The sequence below is a fragment of the Streptomyces sp. NPDC048825 genome, assembly GCF_043198355.1.
Classification (GTDB): domain Bacteria; phylum Actinomycetota; class Actinomycetes; order Streptomycetales; family Streptomycetaceae; genus Streptomyces; species Streptomyces xiangluensis.
The window spans coordinates 830,454-851,414 of sequence record NZ_JBICUR010000001.1; the positions used below are offsets into that span (position 1 = coordinate 830,454).

Here is a 20,961-nt window from a genome sequence, read left to right on the forward strand (position 1 = left end):
CGCATGACGGAGGCCGTCTGGTTGCTTGGCGGAAGAAAGGCGGAAGAAAGACTACGACGCTACGACAGCGGGACTGTGGCGGGCTCCCCGACGAACATGCGCCACAACTCGGCGTACCGTCCGCCCCGTTCGAGGAGTTCCTCGTGCGTGCCGTCCTCCGCCACCCGGCCGTGGTCCATGACCACGACCCGGTCCGCACGGGCCGCCGTCGTCAGACGGTGGGCGACCACGAGCGTGGTGCGGCGGCCCGCGATGCGGTCGGTGGCCTGGTTGACCTGGGCCTCGGTGGCCAGGTCGAGGGCGGCGGTGGCCTCGTCGAGCAGGAGGATGTCCGGGTCGACGAGTTCGGCGCGGGCGAGGGCGATCAACTGGCGTTGCCCGGCGGAGAGGTTACGGCCTCGCTCGGCGACCTCGTGGAGGTAGCCGCCGTCGAGCGTGGCGATCATGTCGTGTGCGCCGACCGCGCGGGCGGCGGCCTCCACCTCGGCGTCGGTGGCGTCCGGGCGGCCGTACGCGATGGCGTCCCGGACCGTGCCCTGGAAGAGGTACGCCTCCTGGGGGACGACGCCCAGACGGTGCCGGTACGAGGTGAGATCCAGCGCGCGCAGATCCGTGCCGTCGACGGTCACCCGCCCGCCCGTCGGGTCGTAGAACCGGGCGACCAGCTTGACCAGCGTCGACTTGCCCGCGCCCGTCTCGCCGACGAAGGCCACGGTCTGCCCGGCGGGGATGCGCAGGGAGACCCCGCTGAGCGCCTCTTCATTGTCGTTGTACGCGAAGTCGACGTCCTCGAAGGCGACGTCGCCCCGCAGGGACGGCACCTCGCGTGCCGCGTCGGCGGCCTTGGTGGAGGTCGGCTCCTGGAGGAGTTCCTGGACGCGGCCCAGCGAGACGGTCGCCTGCTGATAGCCGTCGAAGACCTGCGAGAGCTGCTGCACGGGGGCGAAGAACAGGTCGATGTAGAGCAGATACGCGACCAGCGCACCGGTGCTGAGCGTCCCCGCGTCGATCCGCCCCGCGCCCACGATGATCACCGCGGCCGCCGCGGCCGACGAGAGGAGCTGCACGAAGGGGAAGTACACCGAAATCAGCCACTGCCCTCGGATCCGCGCCTGGCGATAGCTGTCGCTGCCTGCCGCGAACCGCTCCCGGCCGCCCCGCTCACGCCGGAACGCCTGCACGATCCGCAGTCCCGCCACCGACTCCTGAAGGTCCGCGTTCACCACGGACACGCGCTCACGGGCGAGTTCGTACGCCTTCACACTCGCCCGGCGGAAGAAGACCGTGCCGATGATCAGCGGCGGCAGCGTGGCGAAGACGACGAGCGCGAGCTGGATGTCGATCACGAACAGCGCGACCATGATGCCGAAGAAGGTGACCACCGAGACGAAGGCGGTGACGAGTCCCGTCTGCAGGAACGTCGACAGAGCGTCCACGTCGGTCGTCATCCGGGTCATGATCCGGCCCGTCAACTCCCGCTCGTAGTAGTCGAGTCCGAGCCGCTGGAGCTGCGCGAAGATCTTCAGCCGGAGCGCGTACAGGACCCTTTCGCCCGTACGTCCGGTCATGCGGATCTCACCGGTCTGCGCCGCCCACTGGACGATCACGGTGAGCAGGGCCAGCAGGGAGGCCGTCCACACCGCGCCCTCGGCGACCTTGGTGACACCGTCGTCGATTCCGTTCCGGATCATGATCGGCAGCAGCAGGCCCATGCCCGCGTCGACGGCGACGAGGCCGAGGCTGACCAGGAGGGGGAGCCCGAAGCCTCTCAGCAGTCGTCTCAGGCCGTACGACTCCTCCGGGGTGACCGCCCGCGCCTCGTCGATGCCGGGCTTGTCGTCCGCCGGGGGCAACGCCTCGACCTGGGCGAGGAGTTCGGGTGTCGCCGGCATCCCGTCCATGGCCGCGTCCCGGGGCTCACGGTCGCCGGTCCACAGCTTGGGCGTGATCCCGCGCTCGGCATCGAACTCGGCGTCCAGCTCGTCCCGTACGGACGTGTCCTCGACGGGGCAGGCGGGCTGGGTGTGCCCCGGCGAGACGCCGCCCAGCTCGTCCGGGTCGGTGAGCAGCCGCCGGTACAGGGGCGAGCGCTGCTGGAGCTCTTCGTGCGTACCGATGTCGGCGAGGCGTCCGCCGTCGAGGACGGCGATGCGGTCGGCGAGGTTGAGCGTGGAACGGCGGTGGGCGATGAGGAGGGTCGTACGGCCCTCCATGACGTGCTTGAGCGCCTCGTGGATCTCGTGCTCGACGCGGGCGTCCACGGCCGAGGTCGCGTCGTCCAGGACCAGCAGGCGCGGGTCGGTGAGGATCGCGCGGGCGAGGGCGACGCGCTGGCGCTGCCCGCCGGAGAGGGTCAGGCCCTGCTCGCCGACCTTGGTGTCGTACCCGTCGGGCAGCTCGTCGATGAACCGGTCCGCCTGTGCGGCCCGCGCGGCGGCGTCGATCTCCTCCTGAGTGGCGTCGGGGCGGCCGTAGGCGATGTTGGCGCGCACGGTGTCCGAGAAGAGGAAGGAGTCCTCGGGGACGAGCCCGATCGCGGCGCGCAGTGATTCGAGGGTCAGCTCGCGCGCATCGTGGCCGCCGACGAGGACGGCGCCGCGCGTGACGTCGTAGAAGCGCGGAAGGAGCAGGGAGACCGTCGACTTGCCGGACCCCGAGGAGCCGACGACCGCGAGGGTCTCACCCGGCCGGATCTCGAAGCTGAGCCCGTCCAGAACGGGTTGCGAGGCGTCGGCGTACCCGAAGCTCACATCGTCGAACTCGACGGTCGCGGGCGCGTCGGCCGGCAGCGGCTTCGTGCCGTCCTCGATGGACGGCTCGGTGTCGATCAGCTCAAGGACGCGCTCCGCACCGGCGCGGGCCTGCTGACCGACGGTGAGCACCATGGCCAGCATGCGGACGGGTCCGACGAGCTGGGCGAGATAGGTCGAGAAGGCGACGAACGTACCGAGCGTGATGTGCCCGCGTATGGCGAGCCAGCCGCCCAGCGCGAGCATCGCGACCTGCCCGAGCGCGGGCACGGCCTGCAGTGCCGGGGTGTAGCGGGCGTTCAGCCGGATGGTCCGCAGCCGCCCCGCGAAGAGCCGCCGCCCGACCTCTCTCAGCTTCCCGGTCTCCTGGTCCTCCTGCCCGAACCCCTTCACCACGCGTACGCCGCTGACGGCGCCGTCGACGACTCCCGCGACGGCGGCGGCCTGGCCCTGCGCGTACCAGGTGGCGGGGTGCAGCCGGGTGCTGCTGTGCTTGGCGATGAACCACAGAGCGGGGGCGACGGCCAGCGCTACGAGGGTGAGCGGCAAGGACAGCGAGGCCATGATCCCGAGGGAGATCAGGAAGAGCAGCACGTTCCCGATGGTCATCGGGAGCATGAACAGCAGGCTCTGGATCAGCTGGAGGTCGCTGGTCGCCCGGCCCACGACCTGCCCGGTCGACAGCTCGTCCTGCCGCCGTCCGTCGAGCCGGGTGATCGCCTTGTACATCTCGGTCCGCAGGTCGTGCTGGACGTCGAGGGCGAGTCGGCCGCCGTAGTAGCGCCGGATGTACGTGAGGACGTACACGAGGAGGGCCGCACCGATGAGGGCGCCTGCCCACGGGGCCATGTCCCGGCTCTTGTCCCCGATGACGTCATCGATGATCACCTTGGTGACGAGCGGGACCAGCGCCAAGACCGCCATACCGGCGAGCGAGGAGCCGAGCGCGAGCACGACGTCCTTCGGATACCGCCACGCGTATCCGGCGAGCCGCCGCGCCCAGCTGCTCGTCTCCCCCTGTTGCGCTGCCACGCCGGTGCCTCCCGAGATCCTTGTCCGCCGGAAGGCACCAACGCGATCGGAACCGGATTTCATCCCTCCGCAATAGTCAGAGGCGTACGCGCAAGGAGTAGAAGCGGGTGATCTGCGCCGTGTTCTGGTTGTCGTCGCTGGCCAGGAGGACCTTGAGGCGGCCGTGGCGGTGGCCGGTGACGGTCATGGCCTCGATGTTGTCGAGGAGGGGGTTGGGCTGGGGCTGCTTGGCGGTGGCGCCGAGGGTGGGGCAGTTCACGAGGTCGGCGAGGAGGGTTTTCCTGACCAGGCGTACGTCGTTCTGGCCGGTCAGGTTCTCGACGCCGCTCGTGTCCGTGGCGCGGCGGAGGTCGGCGGCGTAGAGGCGGACCGTGTTGCCGACACCCGACGTGAAGCCGCGTTCCAGGACGAGGAGGCGGCCGTCGGGGGTCGCGGTGGTCTCGACGACGCCGAGCCCGGTGTCTGCGCGATAGCCGTACTGGGCGGCCAGGCGGAAGTCCTGGGAGCCGTGGCGGTGCCAGGTCTGGAAGCGGACGATGCCCGGGGTGTCACCGGAAAGGGAGCCCTCCATGCCGGCCAGCAGGGTGCGGCCGCCGTTGAGGAGGGTCAGGGCTTCGAAGGTCTGGTTGGTGGCGGCACGCCCGGCGGGGGCGACGCGAAGGTCGTTCGGCACGGGGAGGCGGCCCAGGATCGCGCCGTCCCGCCCGTACCGACGGACCGCCGGCTCCCCCTCGGACGACACGAGCCGCGTACCGTCCCGCTCGACGGCCAGCCCCTCGGAGTCGAGCGCGGCCTTGTTCTCATCCGCGAGCGCGACGACGGAGCGGGGCTGGAGCGTCTTCGGGTCCAGGGTGAAGAGGGATGACCGGTCGGAGAGGGCGGCGAGCTTGCCGTCCCGGTCGACGGCGAGCGCGGAGAAGTTACCGACGTAGGAGCCCTCGTACGTCGTCTTGTCGAGGGCGTCGGAAAACCCGTCGATGGAGACGGAGGGCGAACAGGCGTTCCGGGGAGCGGCTGCGGCTCCGGCGGGCCCGGCGGCGGTGAGGCAGGTGGCCGCGGTCAGGCCGGCGGTGAGGGTCGCGAGTATGGATCTCAAGCGCATGGGATCACGGTAGGGCGGGGGTGGTTGAGAGGGAGACGGAAATAGCGTGAACAGTTCTCCCTGCTGCGTTCAGATGCCGCTCGTTGCGCAAGGGGGGCGGCTCGGGTTTGTCTCGCCCCCGCCGCCCTTACCCGTCCCATACCAAGGGGCTCCGCCCCTGGACCCCGCTGGGGCTCCGCCCCCGACCCCACCATGGGCTCCGCCCCCGACCCCACCATGGGCTCCGCCCCCGACCCCACCATGGGCTCCGCCCCTGGACCCCCTCGGTGCTGCGCCCCGGACCCCGCTGCGGGGGCCAGCCCCCGGACCCCCGCTCCTCAAACGCCGGAGGGGCTGATTTTCAGCCCGTCCGGCGTTTGAGGGCGAGGCCGCCAGGCCGATGGGGGTCTGGGGGCGCAGCCCCCAGCGGGGCCCAGGGCCGGCCCCGGCATGGGACGGGTAGGGGCGGCGGGGGCGAACCCCCTGCTACGCCAAGTCCGCCGCATCCAGCAGATAAGCCGTCATCGGGTCATAGTGCCGAGGACTCGTGACGTGGTCGTCCAGGGGAATCGTCACCTGGAGCGTGCCCTCGGATTCCGCGAGGAACAGCGCGGGGTCGTTGCAGTCGGCGTACCCCATGGAGTCGATGCCCTGCTGGCCGGCGAAACCCGCCCAGCCGTGGTCGGCGACGACCAGATCCGGCAGCGGCCGGCCCTCGCGCTCGAGCCCCGCCAGGATGGCCCGCATCGGCTCACCGGAATGCGTGTGCCAGAGCGTGGCCCCCTGCTCCAGGACCGCCACATCCGCGAACTGCATGACGTACCCCTCGTCCGTCTGCAGCCCGTCCGGGATCACCACGATCTCGCACCCGGCGGCACGCAACCCCGCCGCCGTCGCCCGGTGCACATCCAGCAAGCCGCCCGGATGCCCCGTCGCGAACAGCACCCGCTGCTGCCCGGCCGCCGCCTTCCGCAGCCGTGACGCCATCCGGTCAAGGGCATCGACCGTCAGCTCCGGATCGATGGTGTCCTGCCCGTGGCGGTACTCCGGGTCGTCGTTCACTCCGCAACGCTCCGCCATCACCGCGAGCACGTCCTGCTCGTCGGTCCAGCGGTCACCGAGCTCAAGGCCGAGCCAGAAGTTGCGGTCGCCGTTCGACAGTTTGCGGTAGTGGGAAAGGTTGTTCTCGCGGGGGGTGGCGACATCGCCCGCGATACGCGTCCGTACGAGGTGGTCGACGAGCTCGGCGCGGCTGGGGGTCCCGGGTATCGGCATGGCCCCTATTCTGCCGGTGCGCTCCGCGTGGCGAACTCGTGTTGCGCAGCCTGGGACGGGGGGTCACGTGGTGTTCGTCACCCGCGGCCCGTGACCGGACCGCGGGTGACACTACTGTCGGTCAGTCGTCGTCGGACTCACGCGGGTCGAAGGACTCCGTGTCGACGGTCAACGGCGTGGGGAAGGCCGAGGCCAGCGCGTCCCAGCGGACGAACTTGAAGTTCGTGGCGTCGCGGTCGCCGTCCTCGGGGGCCGCGTGCCCGTCGTGCGTGACCAGCAGGCCCTTGGGGAACGCCCCGCCCAGCGGGACGTTGACCACGGTGGCGCCGTCCGACTCCTGCACGCTGTCGGCCGCCGGGCCGTCAGTGATCTCGTACTGGCCCACGTAGGCGTTGCTGCCCTCGCGGCGGTAGACGGCGAAGGTGTTGTCGCCCTGGCTGGAGGCGAGGACGTAGCCCTTGCCGTCAGCCGCGTGGTACACGGTGATGCCCTCGGCGTCGGCGGACAGATGAGTGCCGCCGTAGCCGGGGTCGTTCGCCGTGTCGATCACGCACTCCTCCTCCGCCGTGTCGTACGTCCACGGGACGCCGTACTCACGGACCTTGTCGAGAAGGGCCGGCTTCTCGAACTCCGCGTCGTCCAGAGGGATCCGCCACAGGCCGACGTCCTCCTGGGCCGCGTACAGCGTGTGCGTCTCCTGGTCGACGGTCATGCCCTCGAACTGCGCACGGTCACCCGGGTCGGCGCACGGCGTCCACCGCGTGCCGTTGGGCAACGTGAACGTGCCGGGGATGTCGAGGGTGTCCGCGGTGCCGTAGCCGACCTTGCCGTTGCTCGCGGTCAGCTTGAGGAGCTTCAGCCGGGTCTCGGAGCGGCGGCTGACCACGATGTACACGTCGCCGTCATCGACGTATGCGGCCAGGCCGTAGGCGGTGCGCTGCTCGTCCACGGCCGTCTCCGAGGCGGAGAACACCGGGGGCACCGTGGCGGCGGTGACGTCGGTCAGCGGGGGGCGGCCCTCGGCGACGGCCTTCGGGTCGATGGCGTAGATCCGGATCCGGTCCCGGCCCCGGTCGCTCACGAGTGCCAGGTCGGTCTTCTTCCCGCCGAGGTCGAAGCCGTAGACGACGTCGATGTTGTTGAAGCGCCCCGCCTCGGCGTCCGGGCCCGGCGCGGCCGGGGCGGCGATGTGCTGCAGCCGCTGCCCGTTCAGCCCGTACACGTCGAGGCCGGCGTTCTTGAGCGTTCCCACAACGATGCTGCGTGCGGGGGCGGCGGGGTCCACCCACACCGCCGGGTCGTCCGCGTCGGCGTCACCGCCGGCCTCGTCGTCGTACACCGCCGGCGTCTCCACGGCCGCGGTGACCGCGACCGGCTGCGCCCCCGAGTCGGCCAACGCGACCGGGGCGGAGCCGGCTAGCAGCAGGGCGGCGAGTACGGCGGGCACACGGGCGCGGCCGGCCCGGTGGGACCGGGGCAGTCTGGAGGCTTCCATGAGGGCTCCTCTGTCAGGGGCAAGTCAATTGCGACGCTGCGGGAGGGGGCGCTCGGAAGCCAACCACCGGTGTTGGATCACGGAAGGAGCTGTTCTGCGAAGCGGGAGGAAACAGTGGGCTACTGCCGGGAGACGCCGTCAGTCCAGGTGCGTAGGCGCGAACATCCGTAGCACCGCCGGCAGGACGATCACCGACGGGCCGGGCGTTGACAGGGCCTTCGCCAAGTCGTCTTCGAGGGTCTCGGGTGCCGTACGGACACCCGGTACCCCGAACGACTCCGCCAGGGCCACATAGTCCGGGCGGGCCAGTTCTGTGGCCGTCTCCGTGGCTGTGGCCGTCGCCGTCGTCTCGCCGAAGGTGTCCGTCATGTACTCGCGGAGGATGCCGTAGCCGCCGTCGTCGATGATCAGCCAGGTGACGTCGAAGTTGTGTTGCTTCGCGGTGGCGAGTTCGGCGATGGAGTACAGGGCGCCGCCGTCGCCGGAGACCGCGAGGACCGGGCGGGTGGGGTCCGCTGCCGCGGCGCCCAGTGCGGCCGGGAAGGCGTAGCCGAGGCCGCCCGCGCCCTGGGCCGAGTGCATGGTGTTCGGGTGGCGGGCGTCGAAGGCCGACCAGGCCCAGTACGCCAGGATCGTCATGTCCCAGAAGGAGGGGGAGTGCGGGGGCAGAGCTCGGCGTATCGACGCCAACATGTCCTGTTCCAGGTTGAGTTCCTGGGCGGCGATGCGTGCACGGACCCGTTCCAGGAGCGTACGTACCCGCTCGGGAGCCGCCGCGTCCGTGCGCTCTTCCACCGTCTCCAGCAGGGCGGAGAGCGCGAGCCTGGCATCGGCGTGGATGCCGAGCGCCGGGTAGTTGGACTCCAGCTTGCCCAGGTCCGCCTCGATCTGGATCAGCCGGCCCCGCGGCTTGAACGTGCGGTAGTTCGACGACATTTCCCCCAGGCCCGAGCCGACGACGAGAAGTACGTCCGCGTCCTCCAGGAAGTCCGTGGTGTGCCGGTCCTCCAGCCAGGACTGCAAGGACAGCGGGTGCTCCCAGGGGAACGCGCCCTTGCCGCCGAAGGTGGTGACCACGGGCGCCTGGATCCGCTCCGCCAGCGCCCGCAGCTTTCCGGACGCGTCCGCCCGTACGACCCCGCCTCCCGCGATGATCGCCGGGCGGGCCGCCCCCGACAGCAAGTGGGCCGCCACCGCCGTGAGTTCGGGGCGCGGGACCAGTTCCTCGGGCGTCGCGTCGGCCGCCGTCACCTCCGGCAGCTGCGTCTCGGCCAGCAGTACGTCCTGCGGGATCTCCACCCACACCGGCCCGTGCGGAGCCGTCAGCGCCGACTGCCACGCCGCCGCGATCGCCGACGGGATCTGCGACTGCGTACGGACCGTATGGACCGACTTGACGACGCCCCTGAACGAGGCTGCCTGGTCCGGGAGTTCATGGAGATAGCCGTGACGGCCGCCGCCCAGGCCCGCCGTCGGGATCTGACTGCTGATCGCCAGCACGGGCGCGCTCGCCGCGGCCGCCTCCTGGAGTGCGGCCAGGGACGTCAGCGCGCCCGGGCCCGTCGAGAGCAGCAGCGGGGCCGCCTCGCCGGTGATGCGGCCGTACGCGTCTGCCGCGAAGCCCGCGTTGTTCTCGACGCGCAGGCCGATGTACCGGAGCGAGGAGCGGCGCAGTGCGTCGAACAGGCCCAGGGCGTGCTGGCCGGGGAGACCGAAGACCGTCGTCGCGCCGAGACCGGACAGGGTTTCCACGACCAGGTCTCCGCCGATGCGGCCAGTGATCACGTGGCGCGTAGCGCCTCCCTGAGGGGTGGTGGTCGGGCGACGGGCGGGCGGGTTCAGCGCGGCTGATGTCTGGGCGGGCGTGGGGCGGAGCACCAGGTCGTGGTCGTGCGTCACTTGGCCTCGGTCTCCTTACGAGCCCGCGCGATCTGGCGGGACATGATCGTCGTCAGTTCGTACGCCGTGTGGGACGCGGCGACCGACGTGATCTCGGCGTGATCGTACGCGGGCGCGACCTCCACGACGTCCGCCGAGACGAGGTTGCAGGACGCCAACCCACGGAGGACCTCCAGGAGTTCACGCGACGTCATGCCGCCTGCCTCCGGCGTACCCGTGCCGGGCGCGTGCGCCGGGTCCAGGACGTCGATGTCGATGGAGATGTAGAGCGGACGGTCGCCGATGCGCTGCCGCAGCTGGTCCGCCACCTCGTCGACGCCGCGTCGCATCACGTCCGCCGACGTCACGATGCCGAAGCCCATCTTCTCGTCGTCGTCCAGGTCCTTCCTGCCGTACAGCGGACCGCGCGTGCCGACGTGCGACAGCGCCGACGTGTCGAGGATGCCCTCCTCGACCGCCCGGCGGAACGGTGTCCCGTGCGTGTACTCCGCGCCGAAGTACGTGTCCCAGGTGTCGAGGTGCGCGTCGAAGTGGAGCAGGGCGACCGGGCCGTGCCGCTTCGCGACCGAACGCAACAGCGGGAGCGCGATGGTGTGGTCACCGCCCAGGGTCATCAACCGGGCGCCAGTGCCGAGCAGTTCGTCCGCCGCCGCCTCCACCGTCTCCACCGCCTCGTTGATGTCGAAGGGATTGGCCGCGATGTCGCCCGCGTCCGCGACCTGGGCCAATGCGAACGGAGACGCGTCCTGCGCCGGGTTGTACGGCCGCAGCAGCCGCGAGGCCTCCCTGATCGCGTTCCCGCCGAAACGGGCACCCGGCCGGAACGAGACGCCCGCGTCGAACGGCACGCCCACGACCGCGACGTCGGCGCGGCCGACCTCGTCGAGGCGGGGCAGCCGGGCGAAGGTCGCGGGACCCGCGTACCGCGGAACGCGGGAGGAGTCGACGGGGCCGCGGGGCGTCTCGTTGCTGCTCATGGTTGTTCTGCCTTCTTTCCTACGCTTCGTCGCGTATGTACTGCACGGCCGACTCTAGTGGGGAGCCGGAACGGGTTCGGACACGGGTTCGGGAGCCCGGCCCGCCAGTCGCTCGCGCCAGGCGGCGAGCACGGCGGCGTCGGTGGCGGGCGTGGCCAGCGAGACGATCACGTACGTGGCCAGCGAGGCCGGCAGCCCGTAATAGATGGGCTCGTTGGCGAGGATTCCGTACGCCGCCATCAGCGCGATGACCGCGAGGCCGCCGACCGCGACGGAGGCCAGCGCGCCCTGAGCGGTGCCGCGCTTCCACAGCAGGCCGCCGAGGATGGGGACGAGGAGGCCGCCGACGAGGAGGTTGTAGGCGACGGTCAGGGCCTCGACGACGTTGTTGAGCGCGATGGCGGTACAGATCACCGCGAGGCCCATGATGAGGATGAAGGCCCTATTGCCCCTGACCTCGTCGTGCTGCTCCTCGGACGGTCGGACGGCCCCTCGCAACCGCGACCAGATGTCGTTGTTGGCGACGGTCGCGCAGGCGATGAGAGCGCCGGAGGACGTCGACATCACGGCGGCCAGCGCTGCGGCGAGCACCAACCCCCGTACCCCCATGGGGAGTTCGTCCTTCACGATGGTCGCGAAGGCGTCGTCCGCGCTGCCGAGCTTCGGGTAGAGGACCTTGGCCGCCGTACCGATGACGGCGCCGGCGAGCGCGTACGCCAGGCAGTAGGTGCCCGCGATCGTGCCGCCCCACTTGGCGGTCCGGTCGCTGCGCGCGGTGAACACGCGCTGCCAGATGTCCTGCCCGATCAGCATGCCGAAGGTGTAGATGAGTACGTACGTGAAGATCGTCTCGCCGCCGATGCCCAGCGGATCGAAGTACGACGTCGGCAGTTCGTCCCTCATCGCGCCGAAGCCGCCCGCCTTGACGACCGCGATGGGGAGCAGCAGGAGCAGTACGCCGATCGTCTTGACCACGAACTGCACCATGTCCGTCAACGTGATGGACCACATGCCGCCGAGCGTCGAGTACGCGACGACGATCGAGCCGCCGAGGACGATCGCGACCGTGCGGTTCATGTCGAAGAGGACGTCGAAGATCGTGGCGTACGCGATGGTGGACGTGACCGCGAGCATCAGCGTGTACGCCCACATGACGACGCCGGAGATGACACCGGCGCGTCCGCCGTAGCGCAGGTCGAGCATCTCGGAGACGGTGTAGACCTTCAGCCGGGCGATGCGGGCGGAGAAGAAGACGGACAGGGCGAGGAGCCCGAGGCCGATGGTGAAGACCATCCAGGCGCCGGAGAGCCCGTACTGGTACCCGAGGCCGACGCCGCCGATGGTGGACGCGCCGCCGAGGACGATCGCGGCCATGGTGCCGGAGTACATGGTGGGGCCGAGGCGGCGGCCCGCCACCAGGAACTCGCTCTTCGACCTGGCGCGGCGCATGCCCCACCACCCCATGGCCAGCATGCCTGCCAGATAGACGACGATGACTGCGTAGTCGACGGCCACGGGGCCCTCCTTCACTCGGTGTCGCCGCCTGCGGGTGACGAGCACCGACACTAGGTGGCCGGAAAGCGACTGCGAAGTGTACGTTTCATCCATTCGAGCCGCTTCGAGTGGAGGGAACGTCCACCGTGCCGGACCCTTCCGTCCCTCCCACCCCACCGGTCCCACTGGCGGCTCTCCTGGCCCGCGAGGACCTCGCCCTCCGCCAGATCGCCGGGCCGGCCGATCCGGACATCGTCATCCACTGGGCGCACACCTCGGAGATGGCGGACCCGTACCCGTACCTGCTGGGCGGCGAGCTGCTGCTGACGGCCGGGGTGCACATCCCGGAGGCGGCGGGTTCGGGGACGTACTTCGAGGACTACGTGTCCCGGATCGTCGCGGCGGGCGGCGCAGCCCTCGGCTTCGGGGTGGCGCCGGTGCACGACACGGTGCCGCGGGCGCTGGTCGCGGCCTGCGAGGCGTACGAGCTGCCGCTGGTCGAGGTCCCGCCGCAGACCACCTTCTCGGGCGTGGCCCGGGCGGTCTGGCAGCTCATGGCCCAGGCCCGGCACGCGGAGCTGCGCCGCGTGACCGAGGCCCAGCAGAGCCTGGCCGCGGCGGCCTCCCGGCAGGACCCGGTGCCGTCGGTCCTGCGGCAACTGGCTCAGCGGGTGGGCTGCCGGGCAGTGCTGTACGGAACCGACGGGGCGGAAGTCGCAGTTGCGGGGCGGGAGTTGGGGCCGGGAGTGAGTGGTGCGTTGGTGGAGCTGGCGGCGATCGTGCGGCCGGTCGAGGGCCCCGGGGCCACGCCCACGCCCGCCCCTTCCTCCGCCACCGACACCGTGGACGGCACCCATCTCGCCGCGTACGCCCTCGGTACGGAGCAGAGGTTCGTGCTCGCAGTGGCGGCGCCCCGGCGCGAACCCGGCGACCACACCATCGCCTCCGTCGCCGCCGTACTCCTGTCCCTCCTCACCGGCGAGCACCAGAGCGGTACCGGCGCGGCCCGCTCCTCAGCTCTCGTACGGCTGCTGCTGGGCGCCGCACCCGAGGACGTGGCGCCTCTCCTGGGCGGGAAGCGGTGGGTCGTGGTGCACGCGTGTCCGGACGGCCCCGCGCCGGATGCCGTCGCCGCGTCCGCGCTGGGGGCGGCACTCGGCTCGGCGCTCGTGGACGTGGACGGGGAGGTCGTACGCGTCCTCGTGCCCGCCGACCGTGAGCCGGTCCCGCAGTCCGGCTGGACGTGCGGGGCGAGCTCGGCCGTCGGCCCGCAGGAATGGGCGACCGGCGATACGCAGGCGGCCCGCGCGCTGGCTCGCGCGCGGGCCACCCGTACGCCCCTGGTCCGCCACGGCGAACGCCCCGGCCTGGCCGGTCTGATTCCGCCGGCCGAGGCCGAGGCTCACGCCCGTACGCTCCTCGCCCCGATCGCCACGAACCCGGCCCTCCCCGAGACCCTCCGCACCTGGCTTTCCCTGCACGGCAGTTGGGACCGCACGGCGGTCGCCCTGTCCGTGCACCGGAACACGGTGCGGCAGCGGGTCGCGCGGTGTGCGGCCCTGCTGGGCATGGACCTCGACGATCCGGACGTACGGATGGAGCTGTGGTTCGCGCTCAGGCACGAGTGAGGCCCAGGACAGGCGCGGGCGCCTGTCCTGGGCCTTACGTTTCCTCAGCCGCTCAGCGCAGGTCCGAGCCGAACAGTGCGTCCGCGGACGGTGCCGACAGCGTCCCGGGGCCGAAGGCGAAGGCCGACGTGGTGGTGAGGCCACTCGTCTTGCCGCGCAGGAGCCAGACCGCTCCGGCGTCGGCGTTCTCAGCCGTCGAGGAGACGGCGAGGTCGCGGTGGCCGTTGCCGTCGACGTCCAGGAGCGAGGCAGCCGCGCCGAACCCGTCGTTCGTCTCGGCGACTCCGGGCACATCCTCGGTGTTCTGGTGGAAGACCTGGGTGCCGGTGCCCGTGACGCCGAAGGCGCTGCCGGGGACCAGGGCGAACGAACCGGCGTCGGTGAGGCCGCTGAAGTCCTCGCCGGAGATGCCGAGCGCGATGTCCGCGTAGCCGTCGCCCGTGACGTCGGCGACCGAGACCGCGGAGCCAACGTTGTCACCGGGCTCCTGGGCGCCGTGGAAGCCGGGCAGGCTCTGGTCGAAGGCCTGATCACCGGCGTCGTTCAGGCCCTGGGCCGAGCCGAACGCTATGCGCACCTTCTCGCTCGCGTCGTCGGCACCGACCACCACGTCGTCGATGCCGTCACCGTTCACGTCACCCACGCCGGTGCCCGGCTGGGGACCGCCCGCGGTGTCTCCGGGTGCCCGCACGGTGGTGAATCCCGAACTGCCGCCGTACAGCACCCGGTTGCCCCAAGTACCGTCGCCGGTGTAGGCCCACTGGACGATGTCGTCCTTGCCGTCACCGTTGACGTCGCCGACCTGGCCGGAGACGACAGGTCCGGTGATCGAGTCGGGGCCGTCCACGCAGCCGCCGTTGGTGACGCATGAGGCGTCGTCCGCCTCGTAGCCCCACCATTCGGACTTGTCGAGGATGTTCAGGGTGGCGGCGGGCTTTCCGGTGCGTGTGATCGGGCCCTTCCACAAGGTGGCCGGGGCGCCCTCGGGGTCGTCGCCGCCGACGTCCTGCTTGGAGAACAGGGCCAGGTCCGTCGTGCCGTCCCCGTCGAAGTCACCGGCCTGGGGGGCGGCCCCGTATCCGGCGATGTTCGTGCCGCCGGTGAGGCCCGAGGGGGAGCCCCAGAGGATGACGGATCCCGCGGTGCCACCGGCGATCACGAGGTCGCCGTAGCCGTCGCCGTCCAGGTCGCCCTTGGTGAAGGTGGACCCGAAGCGCTGGTCGGCTGTGGCCGAGCCGGGAACACCGCCGGTGGAGCGGCTGATGAGCTTCTTGTTGGTGGCGGAGAGGCCGCTGGACGAGCCGTACGTGACGGCCACGTAGCCGGCCTTGGCAGCGCCGGAGATCGTGGCGTTCGGCGCGCCGACGACCAGGTCGGCGTAGCCGTCCCCGTTTAAGTCGTCCTTTACGTCAACGTCCGCCGATTCGGCCGTGGGGGCGGCCTGGGCTGCATGGGCGGAGGCCCCGGTAAGGGCCAGGCTGCCGATCCCTCCGGCGAGCAGCGCCGCGGCGGCCACAGGGGCGGTCAACCGGGCGGTGGGGGTCCTGCGTCGTGCTCGGGACATGCATGTGCCTTTCGAGTCGATCCTTTCAGCGCGTGGGGGACACGCCTTCATGGGATGAGACTCGGACGGTAGGTCACCGGTTGTTCGACCTGAAGACATTCATTGTTCATTTGTAAGCTTGGCTTGAATCGAACTCCCCGGTAACCCGGGGAGTTCGAGCCTCTGCGCGGTGTACTACCAGGCCGGATGCGCTACCAGATCGCCTCCACCCACTCGGGGTGGTCGATGAACGGGTTGCGGTTGTGCTGGTAGTTGTCGTAGATGATCTCGTTGCGGTTCTCCTCGAAGACGCTCGGCGGGTCCTCGGCGTTCCACTGCTTCAGGACCGAGAGGCGGCCGTGGTACGGGGAACTGCCGTTGGTGACCGAGTCGTTGGGCTCCAGGTCCGCCCAGCTGTCGTCGCCCTCGTAACGGACGGCCATGTAGAGGATCATGCGGGCCACATCGCCCTTGACGGCGTCGCGCGGCTCGAACGAGTTCGAGTCGGTGTAGTTGCCGGCCGCGCCGCTGACCGCGCTGCCGCCGTTGTCGAAGTCCTTGTTGCCGCGGATGCTGTTGATCCGCACGTCCTCGGGGCGCAGATGGTGCAGGTCGGTGCCGGGGCCCGCCGAGGTGCCGAAGTCGCCGTGGGACTGGGCCCAGACGTGCTCGCGGTTCCAGTCGCCGGTGTCGCCGCCGTTGAGGGACTTGCTGCGGGAGGTGCCGCTGTAGAGCAGGATCACGTTGTTGCTGTTGTTCGGGTCCTGGTCCGTGGCCTTGAGGGCGTTCCAGACCGAGGAGTACGAGATCCTGGTCTGGTCGCTGATGATCGTGTGCAGCGCGTCCTTCAGCGCCGGACCCGTCTTGCCGATCGCGCCCTCGTAGTACGTGTCGTCGTACGCGGTGGTGGTGGCCACGGCGGGGCTCGCGGCGGCGGTCGGCAGCGTGATTCCGACGAGTACGGCGGCGGCGGTCAGCGCGAGCGGCTTCCAGTTGCGTATTCGTCTGCCGGTCCGACTGCCTGTCTGCGTAACGGACATGGGGGTGCCCTTTCCCGGGGACGGCACGCGAGCCCGCCCGGAGCCTGACTCGAGCGCCGGGCGTTCTACGCGAGTTGACCGTACGGTCAAGCGGGAGCGTGGCACGGGAGAGGGGTCCGCCGTGTAACCGGGAAGGGGCGTTTGTGTGACGTTCCCGTATAGCTGCGTGGGGCGCGGGTTTTCCCCAACTGGCTGAGGGTTTGCCCTGGTTGACGGCTGATGGAGTCAGGCGGTAGGGCGATGCGGTGCCGTCACCTGGGCGCAGCGGGCCGGGTCCGGTATCGCGCGAGGACGGCGGCGCCGGTCTGCTCGGCCGACAGGCACTCCAGGTACGCGGGCGGGTTGCCGGCGGGGAAGAGCCGCCGGCCGGTACCGAGGGCTGTCGTACCGGTCGCGGGCCTTCCAGGCGCGCAGCATCGTCTCCTGCACCAGGTCCTCGGCCTCGTGGAACGAGCCCAGCATCCGGTAGCAGTACGCCACCAACTCACCCCGGTACGGCTCGAAGTCCACGGGCTCATCATGGCGTGCCCGCTGGGCGTTGGGCCTCTCACCGCCCAGAACTTCCGTGCGGGAAACGTGTGTGCAACTTTCGGCCACTCAAATGAGTCACAAGAGGCAGTGCGCCGGAGCGCGCTCGTGTTCTCCAAGGGATGGGAAGCCTTCATGACTCACCGGATGTCCCGGCGTGCCCGTGTGCTGTGCGTGGGGCTCGGTGCCGGAGTGCTCGTGCCGTTCGTGGCGGGCGCGGGGCCCGCCGTCGCGGCGACGCCGCAGGTCAGTTGTACGTCCGCGAAGGCGGGCCTGGCCGCCAAACTGCAGCGGGACATCACGACCGCCCTCGCGAACCGCAACGGCACGATCGCCGTCGGCCTCTACGACCGTACGACCAGGACGACTTGCACGCTGCGGTCGGGTACGGCGTACGACTCGGCCAGCATCGTGAAGGTGACCGTGCTCGCCACGCTGCTGTGGGATGCCAGGAAGCACAACCGGTATCTCACTCAGCGCGAGACCGATCTCGCCACCGCCATGATCACCAAGTCGGACAACTCCGCGACCAGCACGCTGTGGAGACAGCTGGGCGTGACCAAGGTGAGGGGCTTTCTCGCCGCCGCCGGGATGACCCAGACCCAGCCCGGCGCGAACGGCTACTGGGGACTCACCCAGATCACCGTCCGCGACGAGCAGAAGCTGCTCGCCCTCATCACCGCGAGGAACTCCGTCCTGAGCGACAACTCCCGTGCGTACATATCGAAGTTGATGGGGAGGGTCATCTCCTCGCAGAGATGGGGTACGCCGGCGGGGGCGCCCTCCTCCGTGTCCGTGCACGTCAAGAACGGCTGGCTGTCGCGGTCCACGTACGGCTGGCGCGTCCACAGCATCGGTACGTTCAAGGGCGGCGGCCACGACTACATGATCTCCGTCCTCACCCACGGCAACAGCACGATGACCTACGGCGTCAACACGATCCAGGGCGTGGCCCGCGCGATCCACAGGGACGTCGTGCCGACGACCGGCTGAGCCGTCCGAGCCGGGCTCCGCCCCACTCACAGCCCCCGCCTAGACCAGTGTCAGCGCTTCCTTCAGGTTGTGTTCGGCGATGTTCTTCATGAAGGTGCGGTCGGGGAAGTCGCCGTCGAGGAGTCGCAGTGGGCCCGCCGTGAGGGAGAGGCGTTGCGCGAGCGTGTAGAGGGCGAGGCGGTTCTCGTCCAGGCCGGACACTGCCAGGGGGCCGTACTCGTCGTTCAGGCGGATGCGCAGGAAGACGTGCTCCCACTCGACGTCGAAGTACATCAAGCCCTCGATGTCGATCAGTACGGGGTTGCCCTCCGCGTCCACCTGTACGTGGTCCGGGCCCAGTTCGCCGTGCACGACCGAGTACTCCGTGCGCGGCTGCACCTGCTCGGCCAGCACGAGCAGCCGCTCCTCCAGTTGGTCGCGGGCGGTCGCGATCCTGGGGTCGCGGGAGGCTGCCTCGGTGAGGTCCCGTAGCGCGCGATCGAGGACGACCGCCTCGCATGACGTTCCGCGCGAGGTTTCGCCGGCGTCGACCACGGCCACCTTGCCGTACGTCGGTGCCCGGTGGTGCCGCATGGCCTCCAGCGCCGCTGCGAGGCGGGCCATGACCGGGGCGGCCGTGCGTGGGTCGCGCACGAGGAGTTCCTCCAGGTTTTCGCCGGGGACGTCCTCGACGATCGCCAGGTCGGCCCGGTAGTGCGTGCCGTCGCGGTCGAGCAGGCGTATTGCCGGGACGCGGACGCCGAGCGCGTCCAGTCGCGTGTGGGCGGCCTCGAACAGGTCGAGACCCAGGCCGGGCGAGAACGGATCGGTGAGGTCGTCGTCGCCGTCGGCCGACGGCCAGTAGTTCTCGGCGGCGTCCCACACGTAGGCGATCGCCGTTGTCGCGTCGTCCATCGTCAGGCGGTAGACACCCTTCTTGCTGCCGCCCGCAACCCGTTCGACTCCCTCCAGCCGCCGCCCGGCTCCCAGCGCCGCCCGCGCCGCGCCTGCGAGCTGATCCCGTGTCACAGTCCCCGGTGCCATATTCCGGACCGCCTCCCCATCGCCACAGCCCGTGCACCTTACGGGAGTTCGATATCGCTCGGACCAAGCCCCGGCCCTCCGCGCCCCCGGAGGGCCCCGTCACCGAGGAACCCGTACCACACCCTCCTGGATCACCGTGATCGCCAACTGCCCCTCCCGCGTGTAGATCCGGGCCTGCCCCAGCCCCCGCCCGCCCGACGCCGACGGCGACTCCTGGTCGTACAGGAGCCACTCGTCCGCCCGGAACGGCCGGTGGAACCACATCGCGTGGTCCAGTGAGGCCCCGACCACGTCCCCCACGGCCCAGCCGCCCCGCCCGTGGGCGAGGAGGACGGAGTCGAGGAGGGTCATGTCGGAGACATAGGTGGCCAGGCAGACGTGCAGCAGGGGATCATCCACAAGCTTGCCGTTCGTGCGGAACCACACCTGGGAGCGCGGCTCACGTGGCTCCCCGACGCTGGCGAGCGGCGGTGCGTCCACGTACCGGAGGTCGACCGCGGCGCGGGCCTCCAACAGCCGCTCCAGAACGCCCGGTTCCCAGAAGGCGTCCGCGTACGCCGGCAGGGTCTCCGCCGCGGTCGGCAGGCTCTCGGGGTCGGGCGAGTCCGGCATGGGGGCCTGGTGCTCCAGGCCCTCCTCGTACGTCTGGAAGGACGCGGAGAGATGGAAGATCGGCTGCCCGTGCTGGACCGCGACGACCCTCCGGGTCGTGAAGGAACGGCCGTCGCGGATCCGGTCCACGGTGTAGACGATGGGCGCGCCGGGGTCTCCGGGGCGCAGGAAGTACGAGTGCAGGGAGTGGGCGAGCCGGTCCTCGGGAACCGTACGCCCGGCGGCGACCAGCGCCTGCGCCGCGACCTGTCCGCCGAAGACGCGCGGGACGACGGAGGAGTGGGAACGGCCGCGGAAGATGTCCTGCTCGATCCGCTCGAGGTCGAGCAGATCGAGCAGGGAGTCGAGTGCCTCGCGTGGCCGGCTCGCCTCGCTTGCCTGGCTCATGATGTCGGTTGTGCCGTGCGGCAACTGCGCACGGCCTACAGCCCCATGTCCTTCGCGATGATCATCTTCATGACCTCGCTGGTGCCGCCGTAGATACGGTTGACGCGGTTGTCGGCGTACAGGCGGGCGATCGGGTACTCGTTCATGAAGCCGTAGCCGCCGTGCAGCTGGAGGCAGCGGTCGATGACCCGGTGCGCGACCTCGGTGCAGAACAGCTTGGCGCTCGCGGCCTCGGCCGGGGACAGCTCGTCCGCGTCCAGGGCTTCCAGCGTGCGGTCGGCGACGGCCTGCGCGGCGTCGACCTCGGCCTGGCAGGCGGCCAGCTCGAACTTGGTGTTCTGGAAGGAGGCGACCGTCTTGCCGAAGACCGTACGGTCCTGGACGTACTCCTTGGCGAACCGGACCGCCGCCGCTGCCTGCGCGTACGCGCCGAAGGCGATGCCCCAGCGCTCGGAGGCGAGGTTGGTGCCGAGGTAGGCGAAGCCCTTGTTCTCCTCGCCGAGCAGGTCGTCGACCGGCACCTTCACGTCGACGAACGCCAGCTCGGCGGTGTCGGAGGTCTTCAGCCCGAGCTTGTCCAGCTTGCGGCCGACGGAGTAGCCCTCGGACTTGGTGTCGACGGCGAACAGGGAGATCCCGAAGCGGCGGTCGTCCTCGCGCGGAGCGGAGGTGCGGGCGCAGACGATGACGCGGTCGGCGTGCACACCGCCGGTGATGAAGGTCTTGGCGCCGTTGAGCACATAGTGCGTGCCGTCGTCGGAGAGCTTCGCGGTGGTCTTCATGCCCGCGAGGTCGGAGCCGGTGCCCGGCTCGGTCATCGCGAGGGCCCACATCTCCTCACCGGAGACGAACTTCGGCAGGAACCGCTTCTTCTGCTCGTCGGTGCCGAGCATCTTGATGTACGGCAGACCGAGCAGCACATGCACACCGGAGCCGCCGAAGGAGACACCCGCGCGGGCGGTCTCCTCGTACATGATGGCCTCGAACTTGTACGAGTCGATGCCCGCGCCGCCGAACTCCTCGGGGACGCGGATCCCGAAGACGCCCAGCTCGGCGAGCTTGTAGTAGAAGTCGCGCGGCGCCTGGCCCGCGGCGAACCACTCGTCGTACACGGGGACGACCTCGGCCTCGATGAAGGCTCGCAGGGTCTCCCTGAACGCCTCGTGATCCTCGGTGAAGACGGTACGGCGCATCGTGTACGGCT

The 20,961-nt window shown here is 70.5% G+C and carries 14 protein-coding genes and 1 pseudogene; 2 read left to right on the forward strand and 13 right to left on the reverse strand.

Translation table 11 applies throughout. The annotated features are described in order from the left end of the window. Nucleotides 1-59: 59 nt before the first annotated feature. From ACGFNK_RS03815 to ACGFNK_RS03845, 7 genes are all read right to left on the reverse strand, one after another. Nucleotides 60-3,782, reverse strand: coding sequence for an ABC transporter ATP-binding protein (locus tag ACGFNK_RS03815; RefSeq protein WP_393411584.1), 3,723 nt, complete (start codon nucleotides 3,780-3,782; stop codon nucleotides 60-62). 76 nt (nucleotides 3,783-3,858) lie between these two features. Beyond that, on the reverse strand, nucleotides 3,859-4,884 hold the full coding sequence (locus ACGFNK_RS03820) for an esterase-like activity of phytase family protein (protein ID WP_393411587.1): 1,026 nt from the start codon (nucleotides 4,882-4,884) through the stop codon (nucleotides 3,859-3,861). A gap of 465 nt (nucleotides 4,885-5,349) precedes the next feature. Then, nucleotides 5,350-6,138: a phosphatase gene (locus ACGFNK_RS03825; protein ID WP_393411589.1), complete on the reverse strand. Its 789-nt coding sequence runs from the start codon at nucleotides 6,136-6,138 to the stop codon at nucleotides 5,350-5,352. A gap of 121 nt (nucleotides 6,139-6,259) precedes the next feature. Next, the gene (locus ACGFNK_RS03830) at nucleotides 6,260-7,633 is read right to left on the reverse strand and encodes a phytase (RefSeq protein ID WP_393411592.1); all 1,374 of its coding nucleotides are present in this window, start codon (nucleotides 7,631-7,633) and stop codon (nucleotides 6,260-6,262) included. 138 nt (nucleotides 7,634-7,771) lie between these two features. Beyond that, on the reverse strand, nucleotides 7,772-9,532 hold the full coding sequence (locus ACGFNK_RS03835; RefSeq protein WP_393411595.1) for a thiamine pyrophosphate-binding protein: 1,761 nt from the start codon (nucleotides 9,530-9,532) through the stop codon (nucleotides 7,772-7,774). Then, nucleotides 9,529-10,509, reverse strand: coding sequence for an agmatinase (gene speB, locus ACGFNK_RS03840; protein WP_393411597.1), 981 nt, complete (start codon nucleotides 10,507-10,509; stop codon nucleotides 9,529-9,531). Before speB ends, ACGFNK_RS03835 begins: the two co-directional genes overlap by 4 nt. 54 nt (nucleotides 10,510-10,563) lie before the next feature. Then, nucleotides 10,564-12,024 carry a sodium:solute symporter gene (locus ACGFNK_RS03845; protein WP_393411600.1) on the reverse strand — a complete coding sequence of 487 codons (1,461 nt, stop codon included), beginning with the start codon at nucleotides 12,022-12,024 and terminating at the stop codon, nucleotides 10,564-10,566. A 125-nt stretch (nucleotides 12,025-12,149) separates the two neighbouring features. On the opposite strand from ACGFNK_RS03845, the gene ACGFNK_RS03850 reads away from it, so the two are divergent. Further along, a complete protein-coding gene (locus ACGFNK_RS03850) occupies nucleotides 12,150-13,631 on the forward strand; it encodes a helix-turn-helix domain-containing protein (protein WP_393411603.1) in 1,482 nt (493 codons plus the stop codon). A gap of 52 nt (nucleotides 13,632-13,683) precedes the next feature. On the opposite strand, the gene ACGFNK_RS03855 is transcribed toward ACGFNK_RS03850, so the two are convergent. The 3 genes and pseudogenes from ACGFNK_RS03855 to ACGFNK_RS03865 form a co-directional block, all read right to left on the reverse strand. Next, a complete protein-coding gene (locus ACGFNK_RS03855; RefSeq protein WP_393411606.1) occupies nucleotides 13,684-15,195 on the reverse strand; it encodes an FG-GAP-like repeat-containing protein in 1,512 nt (503 codons plus the stop codon). A gap of 191 nt (nucleotides 15,196-15,386) precedes the next feature. Then, nucleotides 15,387-16,214 (reverse strand): endonuclease I family protein, encoded by an 828-nt coding sequence (locus ACGFNK_RS03860; protein WP_386352569.1) that lies wholly within the window; start codon nucleotides 16,212-16,214, stop codon nucleotides 15,387-15,389. Nucleotides 16,215-16,586: 372 nt separating this feature from the next. Then, a pseudogene (locus ACGFNK_RS03865) lies at nucleotides 16,587-16,724 on the reverse strand (sigma factor); the annotation flags it as partial. A gap of 153 nt (nucleotides 16,725-16,877) precedes the next feature. Here ACGFNK_RS03865 and ACGFNK_RS03870 point away from each other — a divergent pair. Then, complete coding sequence (locus tag ACGFNK_RS03870; RefSeq protein WP_393411609.1) at nucleotides 16,878-17,735, forward strand: serine hydrolase; 858 nt, start codon at nucleotides 16,878-16,880, stop codon at nucleotides 17,733-17,735. Nucleotides 17,736-17,774: 39 nt separating this feature from the next. On the opposite strand, the gene ACGFNK_RS03875 is transcribed toward ACGFNK_RS03870, so the two are convergent. The 3 genes from ACGFNK_RS03875 to ACGFNK_RS03885 all read right to left on the reverse strand — a co-directional run bounded on the left by ACGFNK_RS03875 (nucleotide 17,775) and on the right by ACGFNK_RS03885 (nucleotide 20,950). Beyond that, nucleotides 17,775-18,758: a phosphotransferase family protein gene (locus tag ACGFNK_RS03875; RefSeq protein WP_393411612.1), complete on the reverse strand. Its 984-nt coding sequence runs from the start codon at nucleotides 18,756-18,758 to the stop codon at nucleotides 17,775-17,777. Nucleotides 18,759-18,857: 99 nt separating this feature from the next. After that, nucleotides 18,858-19,757: an acyl-CoA thioesterase II gene (gene tesB, locus ACGFNK_RS03880; RefSeq protein WP_393411615.1), complete on the reverse strand. Its 900-nt coding sequence runs from the start codon at nucleotides 19,755-19,757 to the stop codon at nucleotides 18,858-18,860. A gap of 35 nt (nucleotides 19,758-19,792) precedes the next feature. Continuing rightward, on the reverse strand, nucleotides 19,793-20,950 hold the full coding sequence (locus ACGFNK_RS03885) for an acyl-CoA dehydrogenase family protein (protein WP_393411618.1): 1,158 nt from the start codon (nucleotides 20,948-20,950) through the stop codon (nucleotides 19,793-19,795). Nucleotides 20,951-20,961 lie beyond the last annotated feature (11 nt).

Bases quoted from the DNA above. Each gene is read 5' to 3' on its own strand.
- ACGFNK_RS03820 (WP_393411587.1), bottom strand. From the start codon at position 4,884: ATGCGCTTGAGATCCATACTCGCGACCCTCACCGCCGGCCTGACCGCG.
- ACGFNK_RS03825 (WP_393411589.1), bottom strand. From the start codon at position 6,138: ATGCCGATACCCGGGACCCCCAGCCGCGCCGAGCTCGTCGACCACCTC.
- ACGFNK_RS03830 (WP_393411592.1), bottom strand. From the start codon at position 7,633: ATGGAAGCCTCCAGACTGCCCCGGTCCCACCGGGCCGGCCGCGCCCGT.
- speB (WP_393411597.1), bottom strand. From the start codon at position 10,509: ATGAGCAGCAACGAGACGCCCCGCGGCCCCGTCGACTCCTCCCGCGTT.
- ACGFNK_RS03855 (WP_393411606.1), bottom strand. From the start codon at position 15,195: ATGTCCCGAGCACGACGCAGGACCCCCACCGCCCGGTTGACCGCCCCT.
- ACGFNK_RS03860 (WP_386352569.1), bottom strand. From the start codon at position 16,214: ATGTCCGTTACGCAGACAGGCAGTCGGACCGGCAGACGAATACGCAAC.
- ACGFNK_RS03870 (WP_393411609.1), top strand. From the start codon at position 16,878: ATGACTCACCGGATGTCCCGGCGTGCCCGTGTGCTGTGCGTGGGGCTC.
- ACGFNK_RS03875 (WP_393411612.1), bottom strand. From the start codon at position 18,758: ATGGCACCGGGGACTGTGACACGGGATCAGCTCGCAGGCGCGGCGCGG.
- tesB (WP_393411615.1), bottom strand. From the start codon at position 19,757: ATGAGCCAGGCAAGCGAGGCGAGCCGGCCACGCGAGGCACTCGACTCC.
- ACGFNK_RS03885 (WP_393411618.1), bottom strand. From the start codon at position 20,950: ATGCGCCGTACCGTCTTCACCGAGGATCACGAGGCGTTCAGGGAGACC.